This window comes from Bacillus sp. MUM 116 (assembly GCF_001866655.1).
Lineage (GTDB): Bacteria > Bacillota > Bacilli > Bacillales > Cytobacillaceae > Neobacillus.
Genome location: NZ_MLYR01000084.1, coordinates 19,780 through 37,659, shown reverse-complemented (window position 1 = coordinate 37,659; position 17,880 = coordinate 19,780). Strand labels below are relative to the sequence as shown.

Annotated in this window: 20 protein-coding genes; 6 read left to right on the top strand and 14 right to left on the bottom strand. The window is 36.6% G+C overall.

The features are described 5' to 3' along the window. Positions 1 to 20: 20 nt before the first annotated feature. From BIV60_RS19475 to BIV60_RS19460, 4 genes are all read right to left on the bottom strand, one after another. A complete protein-coding gene (locus BIV60_RS19475) occupies positions 21 to 755 on the bottom strand; it encodes a polysaccharide deacetylase family protein (RefSeq protein ID WP_071357375.1) in 735 nt (244 codons plus the stop codon). 165 nt (positions 756 to 920) lie between these two features. Then, positions 921 to 1,427, bottom strand: a complete 507-nt coding sequence (locus BIV60_RS19470; protein WP_071357374.1) for a GNAT family N-acetyltransferase — start codon at positions 1,425 to 1,427, stop codon at positions 921 to 923. A 39-nt stretch (positions 1,428 to 1,466) separates the two neighbouring features. After that, a complete protein-coding gene (locus BIV60_RS19465; RefSeq protein ID WP_071357373.1) occupies positions 1,467 to 2,063 on the bottom strand; it encodes a TetR/AcrR family transcriptional regulator in 597 nt (198 codons plus the stop codon). Between the two features lie 21 nt (positions 2,064 to 2,084). After that, entirely contained in the window at positions 2,085 to 2,726 is a 642-nt protein-coding gene (locus BIV60_RS19460; protein WP_071357372.1) for a VC0807 family protein, read from the bottom strand. 170 nt (positions 2,727 to 2,896) lie between these two features. On the opposite strand from BIV60_RS19460, the gene BIV60_RS19455 reads away from it, so the two are divergent. Next, positions 2,897 to 3,685 (top strand): Cof-type HAD-IIB family hydrolase, encoded by a 789-nt coding sequence (locus tag BIV60_RS19455; protein ID WP_071357371.1) that lies wholly within the window; start codon positions 2,897 to 2,899, stop codon positions 3,683 to 3,685. A gap of 48 nt (positions 3,686 to 3,733) precedes the next feature. Here BIV60_RS19455 and BIV60_RS19450 read toward each other — a convergent pair whose 3' ends face one another. Next, on the bottom strand, positions 3,734 to 4,570 hold the full coding sequence (locus BIV60_RS19450) for a DMT family transporter (protein ID WP_071357370.1): 837 nt from the start codon (positions 4,568 to 4,570) through the stop codon (positions 3,734 to 3,736). 242 nt (positions 4,571 to 4,812) lie between these two features. Between BIV60_RS19450 and BIV60_RS19445 the strand changes: the two genes are divergently transcribed. Both BIV60_RS19445 and BIV60_RS19440 read left to right on the top strand, forming a co-directional pair. After that, positions 4,813 to 5,778: a MerR family transcriptional regulator gene (locus BIV60_RS19445; protein WP_071357369.1), complete on the top strand. Its 966-nt coding sequence runs from the start codon at positions 4,813 to 4,815 to the stop codon at positions 5,776 to 5,778. A gap of 45 nt (positions 5,779 to 5,823) precedes the next feature. Continuing rightward, complete coding sequence (locus BIV60_RS19440; RefSeq protein WP_071357368.1) at positions 5,824 to 6,336, top strand: MerR family transcriptional regulator; 513 nt, start codon at positions 5,824 to 5,826, stop codon at positions 6,334 to 6,336. 44 nt (positions 6,337 to 6,380) lie between these two features. Here BIV60_RS19440 and BIV60_RS19435 read toward each other — a convergent pair whose 3' ends face one another. The 3 genes from BIV60_RS19435 to BIV60_RS19425 form a co-directional block, all read right to left on the bottom strand. After that, complete coding sequence (locus BIV60_RS19435; RefSeq protein WP_071357367.1) at positions 6,381 to 7,400, bottom strand: acyltransferase family protein; 1,020 nt, start codon at positions 7,398 to 7,400, stop codon at positions 6,381 to 6,383. 291 nt (positions 7,401 to 7,691) lie between these two features. Continuing rightward, positions 7,692 to 8,948 (bottom strand): DHH family phosphoesterase, encoded by a 1,257-nt coding sequence (locus BIV60_RS19430; protein ID WP_071357366.1) that lies wholly within the window; start codon positions 8,946 to 8,948, stop codon positions 7,692 to 7,694. Positions 8,949 to 9,085: 137 nt separating this feature from the next. Then, on the bottom strand, positions 9,086 to 9,571 hold the full coding sequence (locus BIV60_RS19425) for a nitroreductase family protein (protein WP_071357365.1): 486 nt from the start codon (positions 9,569 to 9,571) through the stop codon (positions 9,086 to 9,088). A gap of 157 nt (positions 9,572 to 9,728) precedes the next feature. Here BIV60_RS19425 and BIV60_RS30550 point away from each other — a divergent pair, with 157 nt between their 5' ends. Continuing rightward, positions 9,729 to 9,857, top strand: coding sequence for a hypothetical protein (locus BIV60_RS30550; RefSeq protein WP_256218470.1), 129 nt, complete (start codon positions 9,729 to 9,731; stop codon positions 9,855 to 9,857). Positions 9,858 to 9,911: 54 nt separating this feature from the next. On the opposite strand, the gene BIV60_RS19420 is transcribed toward BIV60_RS30550, so the two are convergent. The 5 genes from BIV60_RS19420 to BIV60_RS19400 all read right to left on the bottom strand — a co-directional run bounded on the left by BIV60_RS19420 (position 9,912) and on the right by BIV60_RS19400 (position 14,214). Further along, positions 9,912 to 10,313, bottom strand: a complete 402-nt coding sequence (locus BIV60_RS19420) for a hypothetical protein (RefSeq protein ID WP_071357364.1) — start codon at positions 10,311 to 10,313, stop codon at positions 9,912 to 9,914. Continuing rightward, positions 10,297 to 11,007, bottom strand: a complete 711-nt coding sequence (locus BIV60_RS19415; protein WP_071357363.1) for an ABC transporter ATP-binding protein — start codon at positions 11,005 to 11,007, stop codon at positions 10,297 to 10,299. The genes BIV60_RS19420 and BIV60_RS19415 overlap by 17 nt, the downstream gene beginning before the upstream one ends. Further along, complete coding sequence (locus tag BIV60_RS19410; protein WP_071357362.1) at positions 11,007 to 12,089, bottom strand: ABC transporter permease; 1,083 nt, start codon at positions 12,087 to 12,089, stop codon at positions 11,007 to 11,009. Before BIV60_RS19410 ends, BIV60_RS19415 begins: the two co-directional genes overlap by 1 nt. A 73-nt stretch (positions 12,090 to 12,162) precedes the next feature. Further along, positions 12,163 to 13,542: a sensor histidine kinase gene (locus tag BIV60_RS19405; RefSeq protein WP_071357361.1), complete on the bottom strand. Its 1,380-nt coding sequence runs from the start codon at positions 13,540 to 13,542 to the stop codon at positions 12,163 to 12,165. Continuing rightward, positions 13,543 to 14,214, bottom strand: a complete 672-nt coding sequence (locus BIV60_RS19400) for a response regulator transcription factor (RefSeq protein WP_071357360.1) — start codon at positions 14,212 to 14,214, stop codon at positions 13,543 to 13,545. It abuts the gene before it with no gap. Positions 14,215 to 14,397: 183 nt separating this feature from the next. Between BIV60_RS19400 and BIV60_RS19395 the strand changes: the two genes are divergently transcribed. Both BIV60_RS19395 and BIV60_RS19390 read left to right on the top strand, forming a co-directional pair. Beyond that, positions 14,398 to 15,522, top strand: coding sequence for an ABC transporter ATP-binding protein (locus BIV60_RS19395; protein ID WP_071357359.1), 1,125 nt, complete (start codon positions 14,398 to 14,400; stop codon positions 15,520 to 15,522). Continuing rightward, positions 15,522 to 17,081: an ABC transporter permease/substrate-binding protein gene (locus tag BIV60_RS19390; RefSeq protein ID WP_071357358.1), complete on the top strand. Its 1,560-nt coding sequence runs from the start codon at positions 15,522 to 15,524 to the stop codon at positions 17,079 to 17,081. Before BIV60_RS19395 ends, BIV60_RS19390 begins: the two co-directional genes overlap by 1 nt. Before the next feature lie 58 nt (positions 17,082 to 17,139). Here BIV60_RS19390 and BIV60_RS19385 read toward each other — a convergent pair whose 3' ends face one another. Further along, positions 17,140 to 17,760: a GntR family transcriptional regulator gene (locus tag BIV60_RS19385; RefSeq protein ID WP_071357357.1), complete on the bottom strand. Its 621-nt coding sequence runs from the start codon at positions 17,758 to 17,760 to the stop codon at positions 17,140 to 17,142. Between the last annotated feature and the right edge of the window lie 120 nt (positions 17,761 to 17,880).

Below are 17,880 nucleotides of genomic sequence, written 5' to 3'. Positions count from 1 at the left end.
ATTACGTTTTCCGTAACCGCTTAATCAACCTTTACAATTTTTTCAAAATCTTCTAAGGTAGTTGAATATTTAATGTACGTCCTTGGTAATAAATAGTGCTCGTTTTCTATCCCTTGTTTAATATATGGGCCAGGTGTGGTGGTTAATCCAAAAAGATAATACTTTTTCGTTTCATTCACAACCCTTTGATTAAAATTACCAAAAGGATATGAGATTGCAATGATCGGCTTACCGACTATTTTTTCTAGCACCCTTTTCGAGTCTTTTAATTCTGCGTCAAGATTTTCTGTTATGGTCAAATCAGGATGAGTTACTGTATGAGACTGGATAGAAATTAATCCGGATTTCGAGATTGCTTTTAAATCATCTTCTGATAAACGGTTCGTGCGGCTAATAAAATCTGTAATGATAAAAAAGGTACCGGTTGGTTTAAACTGTTTCGTTTGAAGTTTTTGAAAAACCTTGAATGCATTCAAATTATTTTTATATCCATCATCAAAAGTAAGGAAAATTGGCTTTTTTACACGATCAACCTCCTGCCATTGCTCAAAAGTTAATAAGGTATAGCTGTGGTCACGCAAGTAAACCATTTGCTTTTCAAAATTCTCAGGGGTCACATATAACTCCTTTTGACCGTGCCCTTCAAATTTTGCAATGGAATGATACACCAGGATGGGTACTTTCTTTTGTGCAAACACTTCAGTTGGAGGGACGATAAGTAATAAAACAAGGAAAAAAAACAATAATTTATACATAGAATTCCTCTCTTCTCTCTTAATATCTGCATAATTATTATCCCTAAGAGAGGAAGTTCTATGAACCTGACTGTGTTAAATGACATTGTTTATTTTTTAACCTTGTTGATTGGAGTGGAAATCAACAGACAAGTTTAACACCGCCGAAAAAAACTATTGAATTATTTAGCTAACAATTTCTTTTTCAAAACATTTATACGGTTCTTTTCGAAAAGGAAAATAAATCTCTCCCCTCTCAACATAACCTGCTTTTTCATAAAACATAACAGCACTCGGATTCCCGCTAAAAACATCCAGCCGAATACTTGTATGACGATTTTTGCTTGCAAATTCTTCGGCATAGGATAGAAGTGTTTTACCATAGCCCTTTCCTTGGAACTTGGGATGAACCGCTAATCGGTGAACAATAAGTGGGGACCCTTGAAAATCACCCCATTGAATTTTGTCATACTCTTTACTCGCATTGGTATCAAGAGCTACTGCCCCTGCCAATTGATTTACTTCGTAAATTCCAAAGAGGTTTCCTTTGTTTATATCTTCTTTAATTACAAATCTGTTCGGGTAGAAAAGATCCCATTGTTTTATCTTCTTTTTTTGAAGGTCTTCTGTAATTTCTGAATATAATTGTCGTACCTTTTTAAAAGAATCTAAGCCGATCGAAACAATCTCCATTCTTATCATCCTTTATTAAACCGACTGTTGGTATATACTTTAGGACAATGTTTTCATAATGAGCTGAAAAATATCGCTTAATTCAACTTTATCCTCTTCAGATGTTGTTAAAATTTGCGTCACCCGTAACCCATATGAAAAAGTCATCAATAATGATGCCATTTTCGCCGCATCAATATTGGATGGGATCACTCCATTTTCCTGACCCATTTTAATCCATTGAGTCCCCGTCTCTTTACTATATTTAAAAACATCATGAAGAATCTGTTTTACCTTTTCATTATCCTGACTTAACAGATAAATAAAAATTAAATTTCCAATATCTTTTGTATTTTGTCGTGAGTGAAAAAATTGGCTAACTACCCCAAAACGGCTGTCAGGAGAAATCTCCTCAAGCGAGTGTGTAATTGTCTTATGAAATTTCTCATTCATTTCGGTTATTTTGGATTTCAGGATTAAACCAAATAATTCATCTTTGCTGTCCACATAATGATAGATAGCCCCTTTTGAAAGTCCAGATTTTTCAATGATGTCTTTTAACGTAGTATTTCGACAGCCTTTTTCCAAAATAATTGCTTCTGTAGTGATTAGGATATGTTGAAAGCTCGGATTATCATAAATTGTTGAATTGGCCATTTTACTACCTTCCCTGCCTGTTTAAAGTTGAATAATTAAGTCTAATCGTTTTTTTGCATACCTGCGATAGATTATGGTAAAAAGAATCGCTGCCCCAATGACACCATAAAAGATCATTTGTGATACAGCTAAAAACGTTGAAATCGAAAGTTCATATACGAGAATGACCCTAAGCACCGCATCCCCAAGTAACGCTATGCCCCATATGGCAGTCATGAGTCGAAGGACAAAGCGAAAATAGGGAACTTTCCAGTTTTTAATAAACTGTCCCTTTTTTTCTGACTCGTCACCAGCACTAAAACGAATCGCAAAATGATAGATTAATGGTTTTCCAAAAAACAATGACCCAATAAATATAAGCCCTAATAATCCAGTGACCACTGACTCTCTTAATAAAATAAGCCGCTCATTCCCGCCTAAGACAAATGCTGCCAGACTTAGCAAAAAACCAATGAGCATAAATAATCCGAAGGCATCTGCTTTACGAAACTTTATAAGATGATATAAATTATCCCCTAATGGAATCAAGGTTGCTATGAGCAATGAAATAAAGCTTGAAAAGTGGTCTAATAGCAGATTGTAAACCAATACTGGAATGGCCCCATTTACAACAATACTTAAAGCAATGTTTAATATTAATTTCCTTTTGGATGAAACCTTCATAATCGCTTCCTCCTTTTTCCAATTTATAGGATTATTTTATAAACCGACCGTCGGTTTGTCAATGTTTTTTTTCCAATTCCAGCCCAATTTTTATGATTTTTCGACTTATGTGACTTCATCTGTATGAAAGTGGTAGACTAATACATATTTACAATAAAGGAGTACCAATCATGCCTGAATACAAAGTTTTATTTCTTGATGTTGATGGAACTATTTTAAGACCTGATGACACCATCGAAGAATCAACCAAACTAGGGATTGCCAGCGTCCAGGAGAAAGGAATTGAAGTGTTTTTAGCAACTGGCAGACCACTTCACGAGCTTGATAAGATTTCTGAGGAATTAAATATTCATTCTTTTATAGGCTATAATGGCGCCTATGCCGTTTACAATCAGGAAGATCTTTTTAAAGAGTACATGAACGAGAGAAATGTCAGACAATTTCTAAAAATAGCAGAAGAAAATCATCATGAAGCCGTCCTTTATACAAACGAGAGTAACGCCTTCACAAATTTAGAATCGCCGCTTGCCGCACAGTTTATTGAAAAATTCCACATCCATAAAAATAGCAGATACACCCCCTCATTGGTCAATCAGATTTTAGGAATCACACTGATGAATTTACAGGAATGCGATGTTGAGCTATATAATAATGATGACGGAATTCATTTATCCCAAGTTCATCTGGAAGGGTTAAGGCATTGTTATGATGTCATCAGGGACAAGGTAAACAAAGGGATTGGAGTCCAAATGGTATTAAAACATCTTGGAATTGAAAAAGAGAGCTCGATTGCTTTTGGTGATGGTATGAATGATAAGGAAATGCTGATGAGTGTCGGCGAGGGTTTTGCAATGGGAAATGGCCATCCCGACCTTTTTCAATATGCAAAACATAAAACGACTGAGGTGACAAACTCAGGGATTTATAATGGCTTGAAAAAACTTGGTTTAGTAGATTAATTTTTCAATCATAAAAAGCAGTGGATTTAAAGGTCCACTGCTTTTATATTAGATTTTGGTCAAAAGGATTCCCAGTACTGCTGAGAACACACCAATGATTTGATACAATTTTAATTTTTCTTTATAAAGCCAGCAGCCCGCAAAAACAACGATTAAACAATTTAAACTGACAATTGGAAAAACAATGCTGGCTGCTCCAAACTGTAAAGCAAAGAAATACGCTGCATAACCAAGCACACTAATTAAACCTACTAATGTACCGACACCCGCCTCAGGCCTGCGCCATTTTTCCTTTTGCATTAAGCTGCAAATCGCCATATAAAAACAGCCTCCCCCATACATAGAGATTAGAATATTTACAGAATTAATGTGTAGGTAGGTAGAGGTTTTCATCAAAATTCCTAAAACTCCGAAAGATAATATGGCTAGGATAACTCTGAGAATCCAAGGCAGATAACTTGTATTCCGTTTGGAAGTTGGCGAATATTGAATGAGCATCGCTGATCCCAGCATAAATACAATACCCAGCCATTGCAGGAGGCTGATTTTCTCGTGAAAAATAAGTCCGGCGCTTAATATTGGAAATAGCGCATTTGTACCGATTAAAGGAGAAGTCAAACTAGCAGGTCCCTTTTCAAAGGCTTTCGACATTTGAATATTGCCATTAGCATTTAAAATACCAATTAATGAACCAAGCAAAACCGTAAAATAATTAAAATGCAGAATGCCATTTATCATTCCATATCCAAACGACACAATAAATGCGACAAAATAAAAGAAAAATTGGATATGAATTTTTGATAGACCGTTCCCTGTACTCCATTTAAAGATTGTGTTATTCGTACCAAAGCTGATCATGGTTATAAATGCAGCTGCAATCCACATGATGATCCTTCCTTCTCTCGTTCAAATTCTCTTAAAATTTTATTCCTTTTTCTGCATTTTCTCAATCCTTTTTTGTCAAATTTCGATTTTTACGCTCTTTTTGCAGAAACCTGTAGGGTTTTTAAAATTTCCGTCTTGTTTTGATAGGTTTTGTCAACTAGCAGGAAAAGCAGGTACTTCTTGGTGAATTATAAGAATAAGAGATTTATTCGTAGATAAATAGAGGAAGGAATGAATTTTTTATGAAAGCTTACACAATGAAAGAAGCTGCTAAAAAAATTAATATACCACCAAGAATTATCCGCCAATGGGAAAAAGAATATGATAGTCTGTTAGAAATTCCCCGAACGAAACAAGGGGCAAGAATCTATACTGAGACCGAAATTAAACTTTTGCTAGAGCTTAAGCGAAAGTTTTCGGATAAAGAAAGTAAAGAATCGATACGGGAATGGCTGAAAATGAAGTATGAGCCCTTGACTGAAACAACACCTGAACCTGGAGAGGAGATTGCTTCAAACGATAGTGAACCTTTATATGCTGCTCATGAACCGGAAGAGAATCGTAATGAAAATGCAAACGTTGAAATGCAGGAAATCTCATTAGAACTTGTTTCGAATCCTGAGCCTGAGACTGCAATAGCGACACATGACCATATGAATAATGCCGATTTATTTTTTGAGGCGATGGATACCTACAAGCAAACCTTTTTAAGTGAGGTAAAGAATGAAATTCGCAGTGTCGTTCGTAAGGAAGTGCTGGATGAAGTAAAGAAGGAGATTCAAAAAGGAAGTTATATAACTGTAAAATCCCTTTCTGATGCCGTTTATAAGTCATCAGAAAACACAAAGGAAGAAATAAAAGAACTATCCGCCGCTATCGATAAAAGCGCTGAAGTGACAACAGATTCATTAAAATACCTGTCTAACAGCATTGCCAACGTATCGATTGAAACCTCTGAAGAGATTTACAACCTTTCCAAGCAAGTTGCTGAAACAACAGAAGGACTTTCTCATTATATGGATGTGACGAATGAGGAAATCACCAATTTAGCGGCGGAAATTTCGAAGGAGCGGGAGATCCACTTAGAAGAACGAGAACAATTGTCCCGTGAAATTATCAAGAGAGAGGCAGCCTTTCAAAACATGTTAAACAGCTTTCGAGATGTTGCCGCCACAAAAGAGAAGAAATGGTGGAAATTCTGGTCTTAAATTCATTTTGTCTTTGGGAATTAATCATTTTTAGGAGGGAGTATAATGAATACTAGCGAGGTTGCAAAATTATTAGGGGTATCCTCTAGCACCATCCAGCGCTGGGTAAAACAGCTTGACCTTCCAATGGAAAGAAATGACCGCGGACACTATTTTTTTAATGATGAGGACATTGAAGTATTAAAAAAAATCCAAGCACAAATCCAAAACGGTGCACTCCTGCAAGAAATTGCTCCAATCCATGAAAAAACAACAAGAAGAGGCACCGTAAAAGCAGTGGAAAATAATCAGGCAATGGAAAAGCTTTTTAAGAAAATAAGTGAATTGGAAATCAGCCTAAACGAGAAAGCGGACTCCGTAGCCTCCTATCAACTCCTGCAGCATCGTAGAGAAATTGAAGAACTGCAATCCCAGGTTAAAGACTTAAACCTTCAGCTAGAAACACTTCAAAAACAGGTTTCTCAATTAACCACCCCTGTACAGACTGAAGCCGATCATTTTCAAAAAAAGAAGAAAACCAAAAAGAAAAACCTTGTAAGCATGTTGTTTGGCTTTTAACAAAAATGGTCGAACGTGGAAATCACATTCGACCATTTTTAGATTTATCGGCTTAATCCTCTTTGCTCATGACCTAATAAAAGATCAAATTCAACAAGCGGACTTGTATATTTTTTTATCAAATAGCTTCCAAGACTTATACAAATGATAAACGAGAAAATGATAAGTAAAAGATAGTTATTGGAAATTATATTTAGACCCTCATCTGGTAAAAATGTTTGGAACGATTTTAAAATAAACCCATGAAATAAATAAACATAAAGGGTTCGTTCCCCTATCTTCGTTAATTTAAACCGGTTCGACGGGATTAGCGCAAAAAAGCCAAAGACAACGACTAATGTCAGTGCATATTGACCGGCACGAAGTAAACCATCTGTAAATTGCTTAATACCCATATTTGCATAGGAGGTATCCCCTAACAACCATGGGACCGCGTCCTTTGGAAATTCAATTGCAAACAATACAATAATCGAAATCATGACCCCCAAACCAACAGGCCGGGAAAATTTTGCACGTATAAGCCGTCTTAGCAATTCCTTGTCTAATAAAAAACCTAATAAGAAATATGGAAAAAACACAAAGGTTCTCGAAAGGCTTAAAAAACTGCCAACGGAGTCAATATAACCGATAGCAATTCCCAGTAAAACGGAAAAAATAAAACCGTACCATTTATATTTTGCAAATAGATACAGCATGACATTCCAACAAAATAAACTTAGTAAAAACCATAAGGTCCAATGGGGGTGAAGAAAATCAATTTCAAAAGATTGTTCCTGACCGCTTAAATAATAAAAAATGGAATAGATAACTTGAAAAATGAAATAGGGTATTAATACTTTTTTTACTGTTTTTAATAGGTAGCCTTTTTTCCGGAATCCTTTAGCAAAATATCCTGAGATCAAAATAAAGGCCGGCATATGGAACAAGAATATGACTGTATATAAGGTAAATAGGAAGCCATCATCATTTTTTAATGGACTGATCATATGACCAAAAACAACAAGAAAGATTAATACAAACTTCGCGTTATCAAAAAACATACTCCTTTTTGAAGCTGAAGCCATTTTATCACCTCAAATATAATCTTACAAAAAGGTATTTCACCATACTATTACCATTTTAATTATATTAACCTAAAATCATTATACCCTATTTTTATTACAGGGATATGTAGGTGTTTTTTCTTTCTGTTTCATCATGTTTACAATTTTACAATAATAATCAAAAATACCTACGATAAAACTACCATAAAAAGCTTAATTCAATCTTAAGATTTTGTACAAAATTTCATTATGCAACACGAAAAAAGCAGATGAATCATAAGGTCATTTTCGACCTTTTGATTCACCTGCTTCTTATTTTTCTTTTTTTTCAAATGTATCGAGCAGTTTTTTTACAAGGTGTTGGTAGGCTGGCTTGACCTCTTCAATTTTCTTTGAAAATGTTTCTGCAAGCTGCTGCAAACACTCTTGGTCATAACGCAGCCATGACCCATAGGTCCGCTTAATATATCGTTCCGCTTCCTCATAACTTGTAAACAAGGACTCATGTTTCTTTCCATTATGGAAAACAACATACATATTTTCATTTACCGGACGAATAAAGGAAATTTCCCCTTTTACACTTTTATAGCTTGTGCCGCTTTTTGCTTCCTTTATATTAAATTCATTACGGTCCGTATCTGGTTTTAATGTAGGTAAATTGAATACCTTAATGACAAATTTATCAAATGCTTCTGCCGACATATCTGATCCGGAAGCTTTTGGATGGCCGCCGCCTCCAAAACGTTTTGCATATTCAGCCACATTTACGCTGTCATGAATGGTTCGATAACCAACCTTTTTGCCGCTTACATTTAGAAGAAGGATCATATCTAAATGAGGATAAAGCTTATTTAACGCATTCCCTAATTCTGACAAATATTGTTCTGCATGGACAATCCCTATGTAATAATCATCAATTACGGCTTGTACCGTTTGTCTGCTTTTCGAATGAATATAGCGGTTTATTTTCGCTTCTTCCATATCTAGCAGCATATTTTCTGTTTCCGTTAAATAGAAAGTTTGCGGATTCTCGGCAAAACGCTTCAGCATCGCTTCTTCAAAATTTTCGCGATTTAGTATATAAAACAAATCATTCAGGCGTTTGGCATCAATATTATTATTTTCATCCCATTCCCATGTATCATATTGCCTTATTAAATCGATAAATTCCTCAAGTGCTTGATTTCGCTGGATTAACCCTTGTTCAATTAAATAGTCGTAAAATAATGAGGTAGCACATGTTTTTTTACCAGAATCATATTCCGGTTTAACAGAAGCCCATTGATATTCATTGAAATGCAGTGCTGTCACATGATGATCAATCATCCTAATATGCTTCCCCTGTTGGTATCGGGCTGCCAATTTTTTCTCATTGGTCTCATTGACCGCCAAATCTGTAATATAGATTTGCGCATCACGATTTTCGGAAATATCAATAAATGCTTCTACCTGCTGGTTCAAGGTCCGATATGAACAATACGAAACATCGGCATTTTCACCAAAAGCAAGTTTGGCAATGATTCCGCAGCCAAGTCCGTCCAAATCAATATCGGTAAATAATTTTACCATTTTCCTACCACCAATCTTCATTTTATCCATAGGCTATAGTTTGTTTATGGTTTTATCTTCTTATACAGTTCCATTAGTCTAAAAAAGTGGAGCCAACTGCAAAATCGCAATTGGCTTTTGTCTTTATTTGTTTAAATCTATGGAAGTTCCTTTACCTTATTGTTAATGGGTGTCCTTGGTTTTGGCTCATGGATTTCTTCAGGGTACCCAACCCCGAATACTCCAATAACATCATACTCTTCTGGAACTCCAAGAATCCCCCTGTTTTTTGCTGTTGCCGCAATAGAGGACCAAAATGTCCCGACCCCCTCTTCCCAGGCAGCCAAGTTAAAATTTTGCACAAAGCAGGCCGTTGCAAGAGCATTTTCTTCTGTTTCGATGGATGTTGCCCCATGCCTTGATAAAATAGCCATAAGAACAGGTGCATTACCAAAATTAGTTTTATGGTTCAGCTTTGCTCTTGTTTCTTGTCCGATTAAATAGATTTCCCAAGGTTCTGTCATCCGGTGATTTGGTGCCATGGCCGCAGCCTCCAGCCAGGACATGAGTTGTTCGGAACTGACCAGGTCTGTTTTGAAATTTTTTATCGTACGTCTTGACTTAATGGTTTCTAAAATACTCAAAAGACTTCTTCCTCCAATTCCAAAAACAGTTAATGAATACACGTTATACTATCATATGTTAGAGATATTTTCCAGGTTCTTATCTTGTTGGATATAGGGTATTAAAATTTGCTGCTTGTGCACAATAATTCTCGGGATTAAGAAAAGGGGTGAGAACATGACAAATCGTAATGATAATCGTGAACGTAAAAACAAGTATCCAAATAATAAAAAACAAGACAGCGAATTTGCAAAGGAAACGAATATTCGAAGTGAAATTACTCAAAAAGATATGCAAAATAAATAAGAAAAGAAAAGAAACTCATTCCTTTACGTGAGTTTCTTTTCTTACTTAATTCTATTATTCTTTCACTGAATCCATATCATTTTGTGTAAAAGTCAAAATGCAAAAAAGCAGAAAGCTGAGGAGCAGTACCGCCCCGCCTCCGATATAAAAACCTGTTTCCACAGCAGCTGGAAAAAATGCTGGTCTAAAGTTGTATAACGCCATTCCTCCAGTCAAGCCAACGGCACCAATAATTGCACTATAAACATGCAGTCCTGCCAATACTCGGCTCTTTGGCTGAAATAGCCGGTAATAAACCGCCCATGAAAACATCGTCAACCAGCCAACTACTAAAATATGAGCGTGAATTGGGCGAAATGCATAATCCCCCGACCCGGCCATATGACCGCCAATCGCTGCACCTGCCAAAGCAAAAACGGAAGATACCTTTAACAATAAATTACTGTACTTTTTCATACTTCACATTCCTTTCTTGCTCAATCAACTTTCCATCCTTCTTGACAAATACCCGGTCACATAATGGAAGAATTTGCTCATCATGCGTAACAATAATAGCTGATTTATTTTGTTCCTTCACAATTTTCGAAATCAATTCAATTATGGCCATGCTCCGATTGGGGTCTAGGCTTGCTGTCGGTTCATCCGCCAAGATCACTTCCGGATCATTAACAAAGGCCCGGGCAATCGCCACTCTCTGCTTTTCACCGCCAGACAGCTGTTGTGGAAAAAACTTGGCCCGATGATCCATCCCCACTGCTTTTAACAATTCTTTAATTTTAAGTTTTTCCCCTCTTGACCATTTACCGGCCATCTTTAGCACCAAACTTAATTGTTCTTCTACCTTTAAATATGGAACAAGATTTGAGGTTTGAAAAATATAACCTAGATGATTCAAGCGAATATTTGCTTTTTCTACATCACTAAAGGAGGAAATATTTTCTCCATTCACAATGACTTTCCCTTTATCCGGAGAAAGCAATGCACCCGCAATCGATAAGAAAGTCGATTTCCCAGAACCGGATGGACCGATAACGGCCACTACCTCTCCTTTATTCACGCTGAACGATAAATTTTTTACAATATGATTAATCCGATCTCCGTCCTTAAAGGATTTTTCAATATTTTCAAGAACCAATGTCTGCTTACCCATTATTCAACCCTCCCCATTGCTTGAATTGGATCTGCCTTCACAATATTAAACACTGATAATAATGAACCTAGAATCGACACAAGAAATAAAACCCCTGAGAATTTTGCAATTTGCAGCAAATCAAAAATAAATGGTATATCTGATGGTAATACAGCCTTAAATAATATCGTAAACCCGATAGCTGCAGCGATATTTATGATTGTCAAAATCATCACTTGAAAAATGGTTGATTTAACCAAGAAGCTGGATTTTGCACCTATTGCTTTTAAAATGCCGAATTGTGCTGTTTTTTGAATGGTCATGATATAAAAGAATGCGGCTAGAACGAAAACGGCAATCACAATTAAAAATGTCAGCATCATCATTAAGGAGTTTTGCTCCGCATTATATCCGGGAATTCCTTTAATCACCTGATTTTTTTGAACCCATTCGCCGCCTTTAACCAATTTGCCAATTTGATTTTTCAAAGCTTTATTGTCTTTATTAAGGACAATGGCGTTATACTCCCCTTTTTGCGCTCCGCCGGATAAGTTGTCCCAGGTTGCAAAAGATACAATTGCTGCAGGTGTATGACTGAAGGTTTGGTCTTTCATAAATCCTGAAACCGTTAACTTTGTTCCTGTCCGGGAGTCTTCAACAATACTTCCCACCTTAATTTTTTCTGACTTTAATGATTGATCGAGTAAGACGGAATTCTTTATACCAGGATTTTTTCCTTCGACCACTTTTGGTGCAAAAAAAGCTCCCCTCTCGATTGCCATATACGTTACATCGAATTTATTCTCAGAATTCAGCTTCGAAATCGACCCCATCTGGATGCCAAGTGGTTGAACCTCATTTTTATCAGCTAATTTCCCCATATCCACTTGAAAATGGGAGCGGTCAATCCGTCCATCTGCCGTTTTCTGCAAATAAAAAGAATCGGCTCGCATGTTAATCATCGAAGAGGCATTGTTCATCGAAAGACCATGCGCCAACCCGGTAATTATAAAAACCAGCACGGATACAAAAAACAAAATAAAGCTTATTAATAAATATCTGACTTTAAAAAATGTCATCTCTTTGAACGGTAAGAAATACATAAAAAAATCACCTTCCTTGTTTCATTTCGTAAATAGAATACGTTACGAATATGAACGGAAGATGAACGATAGTTTACATTTTCGGCAGGATGACCTTAATAAAGGTTCCTTTGCCTTTTTGACTTTCTGCTACGATTTTTCCATGGTGTAAATCAACAATGGACTTAACAATTGACAGGCCGAGGCCGGTTCCTTCAACCGAGCGTGTTCTGGAAGTGTCTGCACGATAAAACCGGTCAAAAATTCGCTGCAATTGCTCTTGTTCCAAACCAATTCCGCTGTCCTTAACTGTCACTTCAACGAATGAACCGGAATCATTTAAATCAATTTCAATATTTCCATTTTCATAATTATACTTAATCGCATTAGTCAGCAGATTTTCCCAAACAGAGTAAAGTAATGATACATCCCCATTAATCCAGGTATCAGGAAGTGCATAACTCATCATAATCCCTTTATCACCAATACTCCACTGATATTGATGAATCACATTTTTTAACTGTTCAGCAAGATTAAACCGGCTGATTTTCATTAAATCCTTTTTGCTTTCAATTGAAGCGAGCAAAAGAAGCTGCTTTGTAATCGTCGATAACCGTTCTACTTCTGACTGGACAACCTGAATATAGTGTGTTTTCTCCTTCATGCCAAGATGTTGATCATCAAGTAAATTTAAATATCCCTTTATATTGGCAAGGGGAGATTGAATATCATGTGAAATATTTGAAATTAATTCCCTTCTCAATTGTTCCACTTTATCCAATTTCTGAGACATATTCGTGAAGCTGACAGCCAAGTCTCCTAATTCGTCACTCCGATCGATGTCCAATTTAATGGAGAAATTACCTTCAGAAATTTCCTTCACAGCCGCGGTAAGTTTTCGAATCGGTTTCACTAAATAATTTGTGCTGACTAAGACTAAGATGATACTTAATAAGATAGTTAGCATGAGAAGCCAGCCAAATAATATATGCATTTCGTTGAACATGAGTTTAATATCTGGACGAATAAAAATCGCATATGGTTTATTCTGATATGTAAACGGAACGCCGACCGTATTCTCTAATTCATTAGCAAAAAAACCTGTAACAAACGTCTGCTTCGGAAAATTTCGAATCCCATGATAGATTTCGCCATTTAGAACTTTTTCAGGAACATCATCAGGAAGATTTTTCAATCGGAAGGCTGATCCAAAAAACTGCTTATGGCCTTTAGAATCAACCAAAAAGATTTGATAGCCGATCGCGCCAATATGGGTGAAATAATCGTCCAAATTAATCGTTTTTTGGCTGCTGGCAAAATCAGCGATTTTCATGGCAAAGCTGGTGATTTTCTCATCATTCTTTTTTTTCAATGTCACCTGATAATAATGATTCGAGACAATAAACGAAATAACCCCGCTTAAAATCATAATTAAGATTGTGGTGATTGCAAACTTACTATAAAGAGATTTCATTTATTGAGCCTCCAGCGAATAGCCGACCCCTCTAATCGTCTTAATCGAAAATTCCTTTTCAATTGTATTAAAACGTTCTCTTAGTCGTTTAATATGAACATCTACCGTTCGTTCATCCCCTTCAAAGTCAATTCCCCATATCTTTTCAATTAATTGGCTGCGGCTAAAAACCTGGTTTTGATGCTCTGCAAGGAAAGAAAGCAATTCAAATTCCTTCAATGGGAGCATATAGGTTTTGTGCTTAATTTTTACCTCATATCCTTTTTTATTAATATAAAGAGAACCAATGCTGATATTGGCTTCACTTGTCTTTCCATATCTTCTTAAAAGGGCATTTACACGAAAAATCAATTCCTTTGGCTCAAATGGTTTTACCAAATAGTCGTCAGTACCCGCTTCAAAACCTTTCTCTTTATCCTCAATTTGACTTTTTGCTGTTAATAAAATAACCGGGATATCATATTGTTTCCGTATTTCTTTTGTTAAACGGTACCCATCCATTATAGGCATCATAATATCAACAATGGCCAAATCGCATAGCTCTAAACCAAGAATCTTTAGTGCTTCTGCTCCGTTGTCTGCGGCAACCACCTTAAATCCTTCCTTTGTTAACAACCCCTTAATCAAATTAAGGATATTTACATCATCATCCACTGCTAAAATAGTTTTCATTTTAACACCTTCTATTAATTAACATTATTTTACCCTCCAATTGTAAACAATCCATATGTTAAAGAAAAGAATAAGTTCTTAATTCCGGGATTTCGATCTTCATTCGACAAAGTAACAACTTATGTGTTATGCTTAGGTTGTTACATCAGAACTGGCTAAATTCAAGCAAAAGGAGGAGGCAACATGATCCAGTTTAAACATATCATCAAAAAATATCGTACGAAAACGATTATTAATTCATTTTCCTTGGATATCGAACCGGGACAATTAGTCGTATTTATTGGTCCAAGTGGATGCGGTAAGACTACTTTGTTAAAAATGATTAATAAATTAATTCAACCGACATCTGGAAAGATTTTTGTAGATGGTAAAGACATCTCGACCATGAATACGATTGAACTGCGCCGAAACATCGGCTATGTCATCCAAAACACGGGGTTGTTCCCGCATATGTCGATTAAGGAAAATTTGGAACTGATTCCGAAGCTTAAGGGTGAAGATCCTACAGCAATTGCAAAAAAAACGGAGGAATTATTGGAGACCGTTGGATTAAATCCGGAGGAATACCTTCATCGCTATCCAAATGAACTGAGCGGCGGTCAGCAGCAAAGGGTAGGCGTAGCTCGTGCATTCTCCACTAACTCCGATATCATCTTAATGGATGAACCATTCAGTGCTTTAGACCCCGTGACTAGAAGCTCCCTGCAGGATGAATTATTCCAAATGCAAAAGGAATTTAACAAGACGATTATCTTTGTTACCCATGATATGGATGAAGCTATTAAAATAGCAGACAAGATTTGTATTTTAAAAGATGGCGATATTCTTCAATATGATTCACCGGAAAATATCTTAAAAAATCCGGCTAATCATTTCGTCGAGGACTTCATCGGAAAAAGAAGAGTATGGAATAATCCTGAATTATTGATGGCTGAAGATATTATGATTCATCATCCTGTTAAAATCACCGGGAAACGAAATGTTCTTCAAGCCATTGAAATTATGAAGGATCATAAAGTAGACAGTCTGATGGTTACGGATAAAAACAATGTTCTCATTGGTCTCGTAACGTTGAAAGGAATTAAATTGCAGAACCGAAATGATTCAATTGAAGATGTAATGGAGCAAAATGTTCTATCTGTTTCACAGGATGCAAATTTAATCTCCGTTCTTGCAACCATGAATGAACATAAGATCGGTTATGTTCCTGTCGTTAACCATATGAATCAATTAACTGGGCTGATTACAAGAAGCAGTATTTTATCTGTATTAAGCAGTCAACTTATTGACTTGGAGGTGGCCTTTTAATGGGTGTATTTTGGAATTATCTACAATCAAACTCTGAACAAATTTTTAGTTTAATCGGGGAACATTTATATTTAAGTGTGCTTTCTGTTGCCATTGCCATCATTATCGGTATTCCACTTGGAATTTTGATTTCCAGGGAACCGAAGTTATCTAAGCCGATTATTGGAACAACCAATGTCATTCAAGCAGTTCCTAGCTTGGCCTTACTCGGATTCTTAATCCCCTTTATCGGGATTGGGAGCACCCCGGCCATTGTGATGGTTGTACTTTATTCTTTACTTCCAATTGTTAAAAATACCTATACAGGTTTAACGAATATTAATGCAGACATTCTGGAAGCCGCCAAAGGTATCGGTTTAACCAAGAGCCAGACGATGAGAAAGGTTCAGTTGCCGTTAGCTTTCCCGATGATTATGGCGGGAATCAGAATTTCAGCTGTTACAGCTGTCGGTCTGATGACGATCGCTGCCTTTGTCGGTGCCGGCGGTCTTGGATATCTTGTCTTCTCAGGTGTGCAAACTGTCGATAATAACATGATTTTAGCGGGTGCCATTCCTGCATGTATCTTGGCACTGATCATTGACTTCGTTGTCGGGAAGCTTGAATCTTCCATCTCTTATACTAGTAAAACAAAAGCTTCTAAAACGAAAAGAAATCCGCCAAAAAAATGGCTAATCGTAACAAGCGCAATTGTGCTTCTTGCAGCAGGAGGCTTTGGTGTTTACGCAAAAGCAACATCAAGTTCCGACGATAAAATTGTCATTGGTTCTAGAAATTTTAGTGAACAATTGATTTTAGGTAATATGCTTGCCGATGTAATCGAAGCTAAAACGGATTTGAAGGTCGAAAGAAAGTTAAATCTCGGCGGTACTCAAGTGGCCTTTAGTGCGATTAAGAAGGGCGACATCGATGCATATGTTGAATATACCGGTACTGGTTTAGTTGATATCTTAAAACAGCCGCCTGAAAGTAATCCTGATAAAGTCTATAACTTTGTTCAAAAGGAATTTAAAACTAAATACGGAATTGATATGTTAAAGCCGCTTGGCTTCAATAACACGTATGCACTCGCCGTCCGCCAAGACACAGCAAAACAATATGGTTTAAATACCATTTCCGATTTGGCACAGGTAAGTAATAAGTTAATTATGGGACCGACCATTGAATTTCCAAATCGTAAAGATGGGTTAATCGGCATTAAAAAAACATATAACATGAATTTTAAAGATGTAAAGGCTGTTGATGGCAGCCTTCGTTATACGGCTTTAGACCATCATAAAAGTGATGTTATTGACGCATTCTCAACAGACGGATTACTCGAAGCCTTTCATTTGAAGGTCTTAAAAGATGATAAACACTTCTTCCCTCCTTACTATGCTGTACCAATTGTAAAAGAGGAAACATTAAAAAAACATCCGGAGTTGAAAAAGGCACTAAATGCATTGGCAGGAAAAATAACAGATGCGAAAATGCGTGAATTAAACTATAAGGTAGACAGCTTGAAGCAGCCGCCAGCAAAAGTGGCAAAAGAGTTTTTACAAAAAGAAGGTATCATTTAAGAATAAAATTAGAAGACCGGTCCCTTTCTTTAGGGAACCGGTCTTTTATCGTTAAAATCTATTCTTCCTCTAAAAAATGGAGTACCCTTTGGTAGGTTGCTTCATTACCGATAACCAAAAGGATATCTCCTTCCAAGATTGAGGCATATGGACCAGGGGAAATAATCGTCTCACCTTTCCTTTTCATTCCAATGACCGTCCCTCCTGTGTTTTGCCAAAACTTCAAATCGGAAATTGTCTTGCCAATATGGCTGCAGCCCGGAAAAATTTCAACCTCGATTGGTGCAAATGGATTCGTATGACGCAGCTTGTCTGAATAATCCATGATCTTCCTCAATGTTTCATATAACTGCTCGTCCAGCTTCTCCCTCTCTTCGATTAAGTGGTTCATTTGTTTCTTCAGGTCTTTCACACTGGCTAGATTCGAAAATCGATGAATATATTTAAAGGCATTTTCCCTTGAAGAGATGACAATTCCACTGCCTTTCGTGGAATGAACAATTTCAACATCCTCTAAAATTTTGATTGCTCGTCGGACCGTTTCAGGCGAAACCTTGTATTCGCTGGCTAATGTAGATCTGCCATGAATTTTTTCTCCCACTTTAAATTTACCATCATAGATTCGATTGGCTAAATCAATTGCAATTCGTTCATATGTTGGGATTTGTGTCCTTTCCATAACAAAACCTCCGACACCATCATTTTAAAAAAGTCTCGACTTAATTTTTTTGTTTCTAATCTCACTATACCCTTTTAGACGAAAGCGTGCGAGGGAAAAGGAAAAGGTAAAGACTTTATC

Bases quoted from the DNA above. Each gene is read 5' to 3' on its own strand.
- BIV60_RS19475 (WP_071357375.1), bottom strand. From the start codon at position 755: ATGTATAAATTATTGTTTTTTTTCCTTGTTTTATTACTTATCGTCCCT.
- BIV60_RS19470 (WP_071357374.1), bottom strand. From the start codon at position 1,427: ATGGAGATTGTTTCGATCGGCTTAGATTCTTTTAAAAAGGTACGACAA.
- BIV60_RS19465 (WP_071357373.1), bottom strand. From the start codon at position 2,063: ATGGCCAATTCAACAATTTATGATAATCCGAGCTTTCAACATATCCTA.
- BIV60_RS19460 (WP_071357372.1), bottom strand. From the start codon at position 2,726: ATGAAGGTTTCATCCAAAAGGAAATTAATATTAAACATTGCTTTAAGT.
- BIV60_RS19455 (WP_071357371.1), top strand. From the start codon at position 2,897: ATGCCTGAATACAAAGTTTTATTTCTTGATGTTGATGGAACTATTTTA.
- BIV60_RS19450 (WP_071357370.1), bottom strand. From the start codon at position 4,570: ATGTGGATTGCAGCTGCATTTATAACCATGATCAGCTTTGGTACGAAT.
- BIV60_RS19445 (WP_071357369.1), top strand. From the start codon at position 4,813: ATGAAAGCTTACACAATGAAAGAAGCTGCTAAAAAAATTAATATACCA.
- BIV60_RS19440 (WP_071357368.1), top strand. From the start codon at position 5,824: ATGAATACTAGCGAGGTTGCAAAATTATTAGGGGTATCCTCTAGCACC.
- BIV60_RS19435 (WP_071357367.1), bottom strand. From the start codon at position 7,400: ATGGCTTCAGCTTCAAAAAGGAGTATGTTTTTTGATAACGCGAAGTTT.
- BIV60_RS19430 (WP_071357366.1), bottom strand. From the start codon at position 8,948: ATGGTAAAATTATTTACCGATATTGATTTGGACGGACTTGGCTGCGGA.
- BIV60_RS30550 (WP_256218470.1), top strand. From the start codon at position 9,729: ATGACAAATCGTAATGATAATCGTGAACGTAAAAACAAGTATCCAAAT.
- BIV60_RS19420 (WP_071357364.1), bottom strand. From the start codon at position 10,313: ATGAAAAAGTACAGTAATTTATTGTTAAAGGTATCTTCCGTTTTTGCT.
- BIV60_RS19415 (WP_071357363.1), bottom strand. From the start codon at position 11,007: ATGGGTAAGCAGACATTGGTTCTTGAAAATATTGAAAAATCCTTTAAG.
- BIV60_RS19410 (WP_071357362.1), bottom strand. From the start codon at position 12,089: ATGTATTTCTTACCGTTCAAAGAGATGACATTTTTTAAAGTCAGATAT.
- BIV60_RS19405 (WP_071357361.1), bottom strand. From the start codon at position 13,542: ATGAAATCTCTTTATAGTAAGTTTGCAATCACCACAATCTTAATTATG.
- BIV60_RS19400 (WP_071357360.1), bottom strand. From the start codon at position 14,214: ATGAAAACTATTTTAGCAGTGGATGATGATGTAAATATCCTTAATTTG.
- BIV60_RS19395 (WP_071357359.1), top strand. From the start codon at position 14,398: ATGATCCAGTTTAAACATATCATCAAAAAATATCGTACGAAAACGATT.
- BIV60_RS19390 (WP_071357358.1), top strand. From the start codon at position 15,522: ATGGGTGTATTTTGGAATTATCTACAATCAAACTCTGAACAAATTTTT.
- BIV60_RS19385 (WP_071357357.1), bottom strand. From the start codon at position 17,760: ATGGAAAGGACACAAATCCCAACATATGAACGAATTGCAATTGATTTA.